Annotated in this window: 3 protein-coding genes; 2 read left to right on the top strand and 1 reads right to left on the bottom strand. The window is 66.7% G+C overall.

What is annotated here, in order from left to right; all coding sequences use genetic code 11:
* Nucleotides 1-646: 646 nt before the first annotated feature.
* On the bottom strand, nt 647-2,470 hold the full coding sequence (locus ASV56_RS10870; protein ID WP_062561986.1) for an ABC transporter ATP-binding protein: 1,824 nt from the start codon (nt 2,468-2,470) through the stop codon (nt 647-649).
* A gap of 177 nt (nt 2,471-2,647) precedes the next feature.
* Between ASV56_RS10870 and ASV56_RS10865 the strand changes: the two genes are divergently transcribed.
* Complete coding sequence (locus ASV56_RS10865) at nt 2,648-4,351, top strand: peptide ABC transporter substrate-binding protein (protein ID WP_062561985.1); 1,704 nt, start codon at nt 2,648-2,650, stop codon at nt 4,349-4,351.
* Between the two features lie 76 nt (nt 4,352-4,427).
* Entirely contained in the window at nt 4,428-6,110 is a 1,683-nt protein-coding gene (locus ASV56_RS10860) for a peptide ABC transporter substrate-binding protein (protein ID WP_253879955.1), read from the top strand.
* Nucleotides 6,111-6,112 lie beyond the last annotated feature (2 nt).

The following is a 6,112-nucleotide window of genomic DNA, read 5'->3' as shown; positions in this document are numbered from 1 at the left end:
GGTGAATGTCTACATTGGTCGGGGAAGCACCATCGCCATCATACGAAAACGCTGAAACGCATACAAAATCAGCATCATCAAGCGTCTTCCATTTTCCTCCACGATCTAGCGGCTGGTAAGCGATCCACCTGTTCTGTGTCGTGCGGATAGATACACGACCAGATTTGCCACTTTACTTATATTCCAGATATTTGACCTTCCAAAGCCGGGAGCTTTGGCAACGCTCCAACCATCTGCCTTCATCGCGTTAATCGCCGCTTTGGTAAGGAAGCGATAAGCCGTGTCGTCTTCAGAGAATGTCAACAAACATGCACCTTTCAGAATTATGTTACTGATTCCGCCATTGGTTTAAGATAAATCACAACCCAAGACAAACCATTCCATAATCAGTTGCAAACATTGCGTTGATCCTCTGTCCGGCCGCCTCCACAAGGGCGGGAGCACAAAGGATCGAACCGCCGCACGCGGCTTCGCAAAGGGTATTGGCCGCAGGTCGCAACCCCCGCGCAGGCTCGTCTAAGGCGATAGCCCTAAGGTGAAAGGCTGGGTTATCAGCTGTGATCCACTGGTCTTTCCCCGATAGCTGCCATTCGCAGCGCACATCCAACACGCTGAGGCAAGACCGCAAAGCTGAGAAATCGCCCCCTCACCCATGCGTCACCGGCTCGACCAGCACCCGATGCCCCGGCGCCACCTCGGCATAGGTCGAGGGCGGCGGGACATAGCCCATCGGGTGGATCGGCGAGGGGATCGGGCGAAAGCGCAAGTCGTCGCCGATGGTCTTGCGGCGCGGGTCGGCGATGGGGACCGCCGCCATCAGCTGCCGGGTGTAGCTGTGCTGCGGGTTCTCGAAGACCTGGCGGCGGCTGCCGATCTCGACGATGCGGCCCAGATACATGACGGCGACGCGGTGGCTGACGCGCTCGACCACCGCCATGTCGTGACTGATGAACAGCATGGCGATGCCGAGTTCGCGCTGCAGCTCCATCAGCAGGTTCAGCACTTGCGCCTGGACCGAGACGTCGAGGGCCGAGACCGCCTCGTCGGCGACCAGCAGTTTCGGGTTCAGCGCCAGGGCGCGGGCGATGGCGATGCGCTGGCGCTGGCCGCCCGACATCTCGTGCGGATAGCGGCGCATGAAGCTGCGCGGCAGCTCGACCCGGTCGAAGAGCCGGGCGATGCGGTCGCGGCGCTCGGCGCGGGTGCCGATGCCATAGTTCAGCATCGGCTCCTCGATCTGGTCCAGCAGCCGCATCTGCGGGTCGAGGCTGGCGAAAGGGTCCTGGAAGATCATCTGCATGTCGCGCCGCGCCTGGCGCAGCCCGGACGGCGTGAGCGCCAGCAGGTCGCGGTCGCCCAGGGTGACCTGCCCCGAGGTCGGCTCGACCAGGCGCAGGATCGAGCGGCCGGTGGTGGACTTGCCGCAGCCGGATTCGCCGACCAGCGCCAGGGTCTCGCCGGCGTTGAGGGTGAAGCTGACGTCCTCGACGGCATGGACCTGGGCGACGGTGCGGCGCAGGATGCCGCCCTTGACCGGGAAGCGGGTGCAGAGGTGCTCGACGGTGAGCAGTGGCCGAGGCGCGCGGGGGACGACCGGGGCGGGGGCGTTCGCGCCGCGCATCAGGCGCATCGGCTCGGGCGCGTCGCGGCCGGTCATCTCGCCCAGGCGCGGCACGGCGGCGAGCAGCGCCTGGGTATAGGGTTCGCGCGGGTGCTCGAAGATCCGGGCGACGGGGCCTTCCTCGACCTTGTTGCCGCGGAACATGACCACGACGCGATCGGCCATCTGCGCGACCACGGCCATGTCATGGGTGATAAACAGCACCGCCATGCCGGTTTCGCGCTTCAGCCGGTCGATCAGGGCCAGGATCTCGGCCTGGATGGTGACGTCGAGGGCGGTGGTCGGCTCGTCGCAGATCAGCAGCTTCGGGCGGCAGGCCATGGCCATGGCGATGACCACGCGCTGGCGCATGCCGCCCGACAGCTCGTGCGGGTATTGCTTCAGGCGGCGCTCGGGCTCGGGGATGCGGACCTCGGCCAGCAGGTCCAGCGCGCGGGCCATGGCGTCGCGGCGCGACAGGCCGCGGTGGGCGATCAGCCCCTCGGAGAGCTGGTCGCCGATGGTGAAGACCGGGTTCAGCGCGGTCATCGGCTCTTGGAAGATCATCGCGATCTGGTTGCCGCGGATGTCGCGCATGGCGGCGGGCGCGGCGCGGGCAAGGTCGAGGGCGCCGCTTTCGCGCTGAAACAGCAGCCGGCCCTGGGCGATCTCGCCGCCGCCGAATTCCACCAGGCGCATCAGGGACAGCGCGCTGACCGACTTGCCCGAGCCGGATTCGCCCACCACGCAGACGCATTCGCCGGGACGGATGTCGAAGGACAGGTCGTTGACGCCGGTCACCGGGCCGCCGTGGGTCTGGAACGCCACGCGCAGGCCTTCGATCGAGACGAGCGGCTTTGCGTCCAGCATGGTTTCCCCTGTCGATGCCCCGAGGCGTTCAGGCTAATGCCGCGCCTCGGCATTGCAACCGCAAAAGATGCGCCTTGCTTTTGCCGGGAAACCCGTCTGAAAATCGGCGAACCCATTGGCAGGCATGGCGCGACGTCCCCTGCCCGCCCGGCAATCCATGCGAGCAAGGAGTGTGCGATGCGACTGAAATGCCTGATGCTGGGGGCCGCGACCATGGCCCTGACCGCCCCCGCCGCCCTGGCCGAACGCGGCGCCGACGGGCAGGTGAACGTCATCATGTGGCAGGCGCCCTCGACGATGAACCCCTATATGTCGGCCGGGACCAAGGACATCATCGCCAGTTCCATCGCGCTGGAGCCGCTGGCGAGCTTCACCACCGAGGGCACCATCGAGCCGCGGCTGGCGGCCGAGATCCCCAGCCTGGACAACGGCGGCATCGCCAAGGACCTGAAAAGCGTCACCTGGAAATTGAAGCCGGGGGTGAAATGGGCCGACGGCAGCCCCTTCACCGCCGCGGACGTGGCCTTTACCGCCGCCTATTGCCTGGACCCGAACGGCGGCTGCGCACAGCTGGCGAAGTTCGAGGGCGTCGAAAAGGTCGAGGCGGTGGACGAGCTGACGGTGAAGATCAGCTTCGTCTCGCCGCGGCCCGATCCGTTCTCGGCCTTCGTCGGCGCGCAGTCGCCGGTGCTGCAAAAGGCGCAGTTTCAGAATTGCACCGGCGAGAAGGCCCCGACCTGCACCGAGCAAAACTTCAACCCGCAGGGCACCGGCGCCTTCAAGGTGGCCGAGTTCCGCACCAACGACACCATCACCTTCGAGGCGAACCCGGAATATCGCGATGCGGCGAAGCCCGCCTTCGCCCGGCTGGTGGTCAAGGGCGGCGGCGATTCGGCGGCGGCGGCGCGCGCGGTGCTGGAGACGGGCGAGTTCGACTATGCCTGGAACACCCAGCTGGCGCCCGAGGTCATCGCCGGCATGGAGGCGGCCGGCAAGGGCAAGAACGTGGCGGCCTTCGGTTCCCTGGTCGAGCGCATCCATGTCAACCTGACCGACCCGAGTTCCGACCTGCCCGAGGGCGAACGCTCGACCGCCCGGCACCCGCATCCGATCCTGACCGATGCAGCGGTGCGCAAGGCGCTGTCCATGGCCATCGACCGCCAGCTGCTGACCGAGATCGGCTATGGCCCGGCCGGCAGGCCCACCTGCAACCTGGTGCCGGCGCCGGCGGCCTGGGCCTCGGACAATACCGAATGCCTGGCCCAGGACATCGAGGGCGCCAAGGCGCTGCTGGACCAGGCCGGCTGGGTCGCGGGGGGCGACGGCATCCGCGAAAAGGACGGCAAGCGGCTGAAGCTGGTGTTCCAGTCCTCGGTCAACGCGGTGCGTCAGGATTTCCAGGCGCTCATCAAGCAATGGTGGTCCGAGATCGGCGTCGAGACCGAGCTGAAGACGGTCGATCCGTCGGTGTTCTTCGGCGGCGACGCGGGCTCGCCCGACACCTTCCAGAAATTCTATGCCGACGTCGAGATGTATGCCAACAACTTCGAGGGCAACAACCCCGAGCCCTATCTGGCGCGCCAGACCTGCGACAAGATCCCCGGCCCGGAAAACCAGTGGCAGGGCGAGAACACCAGCCGCTTCTGCGACCCGGAGTTCGACAGGATGATCGGCGAGATGACGCAGATCGTCGATCCGGCCGAACGCGGCGCCATGGGCAAGAAGCTGAACGAGATGCTGACCAGGGACAGCAATGCGGTGATCCCGCTGGTCTATCGCGGCACCGCCTCGGCCGTGTCGAATACCTTGGGCGGCGTCAAGCTGAACGCCTGGGACAGCGAGCTGTGGAATGTCGCGGACTGGTATCGCGTCAAGCAATAGGCCATGCTGGCGGCCCGGCCCCCGGGTGGGTCGGGCCGCCCCGTCAACCAACTGGAAGAAAACGATGATTTCCCGCATGATCGCCTTGCCCCTGGCGCTGAGCCTTGCCACCCCCGCGCTGGCCGAACGCGGCGGCGACGGCGAATTGAAGGTGCTGTACTGGCAGGCCGCCACGGTGCTGAACCCTTATCTCTCGACCGGCGCCAAGGACGTGGACCCGGCCTCGATGGTGGTCGAGCCCCTGGCGCTGGTCGCCGATGACGGCAGCCTGCTGCCGGTGCTGGCGGCCGAGATCCCCAGCGTCGAGAATGGCGGCATCGCCAAGGATTTCACCTCGGTCACCTGGAAACTGAAACCGGGGCTGACCTGGTCCGATGGTTCGCCGGTGACGGCCGAGGACGTGGCCTTTACCGCCGAATATTGCATGGATCCGGCTTTTGGCTGCGCGGTGCTGGCCGAGTTCGAGGGCATCCGTTCGGCCGAGGTGCTGGATGCGCAGACGGTGCGGCTGAACTTCGACGCACCGCGCTATGCGCCCTTGCAGGCTTTCGTCGGCGGGCGCACGCCGGTGCTGCAAAAGGCGCAGTTTCAGGCTTGCCGCGGCGCGGCGGGTGCCAGCTGCACGGCGCAGAACTTCGGTCCCATCGGCACCGGCCCCTATCGCGTGACCGAGTTCCGGCCCGGCGACGTGGCGGTCTTCGAGATCAACCCGGAATATCGCGATGCGTCCAAGCCCGCCTTCGACCGGGTGACGGTCAAGGGCGGCGGCGATGCCATGGCGGCGGCGCGCGCGGTGCTGGAATCGGGCGAATACGATTTCGCCTGGAACCTGCAACTGCCGCCCGAAGCGGTGGCCGCGATGGAGGCGCAGGGCAAGGGCAAGCTGGTCGCCAGCTTTGGCTCGATGGTCGAGCGGATCGAGCTGAACCAGACCGATCCCAGCCCCGAGCTGCCGGCCGAGGAACGCTCGACCCGGGCGCATCCGCATCCGGTCCTGGGCGATCCGGCGGTGCGCAAGGCGCTGTCCATGGCCATCGACCGCCCGGTGCTGGCCGAGCTGACCTATGGCCCGGCCGGCAAGCCGACCTGCACCATCGTGCCGGTGCCGGCTACCTATGCCTCGGGCCGCGACGACTGTCTGGCGCAGGACATCGAGGGCGCCAAGGCGGTGCTGGACCAGGCCGGCTGGATGCCCGGCGCGGATGGGGTGCGGGAAAAGGACGGGCGCCGGCTGGCGCTGCTGTTCCAGACCACGGTGAACCCGGTCAGGCAGGACGTGCAGGCGCTGGTCAAGCAATGGTGGTCCGAGATCGGCGTCGCGACCGAGCTGAAGGCGGTGGACGGCGCCTCATTCTTCGGCGGCGACCCCGGCAACCCGGATTCGCAGCAGCGTTTCAACGCCGATGCGCAGATGTTCACCGATGCCTTCTATATCCCCGACCCCGCCTCCTTCCTGAACAAGTTCGTCTGTTCGCGCATCCCCTCGGCCGAGAACCAGTGGCAGGGCAACAATTCCGTGCGCTTCTGCGACGAGGCCTATGACGCCGGCATCGCCGCGCTGCATGCCAGCGCCGAGCCCGGCAAGCGCCAGGAGATCGCCAGGACGCTGACGGACGCGCTGACGGCGGACGGCCATTACCTGCTGCCGCTGATCCATCGCGGCATGGTTTCGGCCCATGCCAACAGCCTTGCCGGCGTCGCGCCGAACGGCTGGGAGGGGCAGTTGTGGAACGTGGCCGACTGGAGCCGCGCCGAGTGAGC

This window comes from Paracoccus aminovorans (genome assembly GCF_001546115.1).
Classification (GTDB): Bacteria; Pseudomonadota; Alphaproteobacteria; order Rhodobacterales; family Rhodobacteraceae; genus Paracoccus; species Paracoccus aminovorans_B.
This window is presented reverse-complemented; position numbering and strand designations above follow the sequence as displayed.

Excerpts from the sequence above, each read along its gene's own strand:
- ASV56_RS10870 (WP_062561986.1), bottom strand. The coding sequence starts at position 2,470 with ATGCTGGACGCAAAGCCGCTCGTCTCGATCGAAGGCCTGCGCGTGGCG.
- ASV56_RS10865 (WP_062561985.1), top strand. The coding sequence starts at position 2,648 with ATGCGACTGAAATGCCTGATGCTGGGGGCCGCGACCATGGCCCTGACC.
- ASV56_RS10860 (WP_253879955.1), top strand. The coding sequence starts at position 4,428 with ATGATCGCCTTGCCCCTGGCGCTGAGCCTTGCCACCCCCGCGCTGGCC.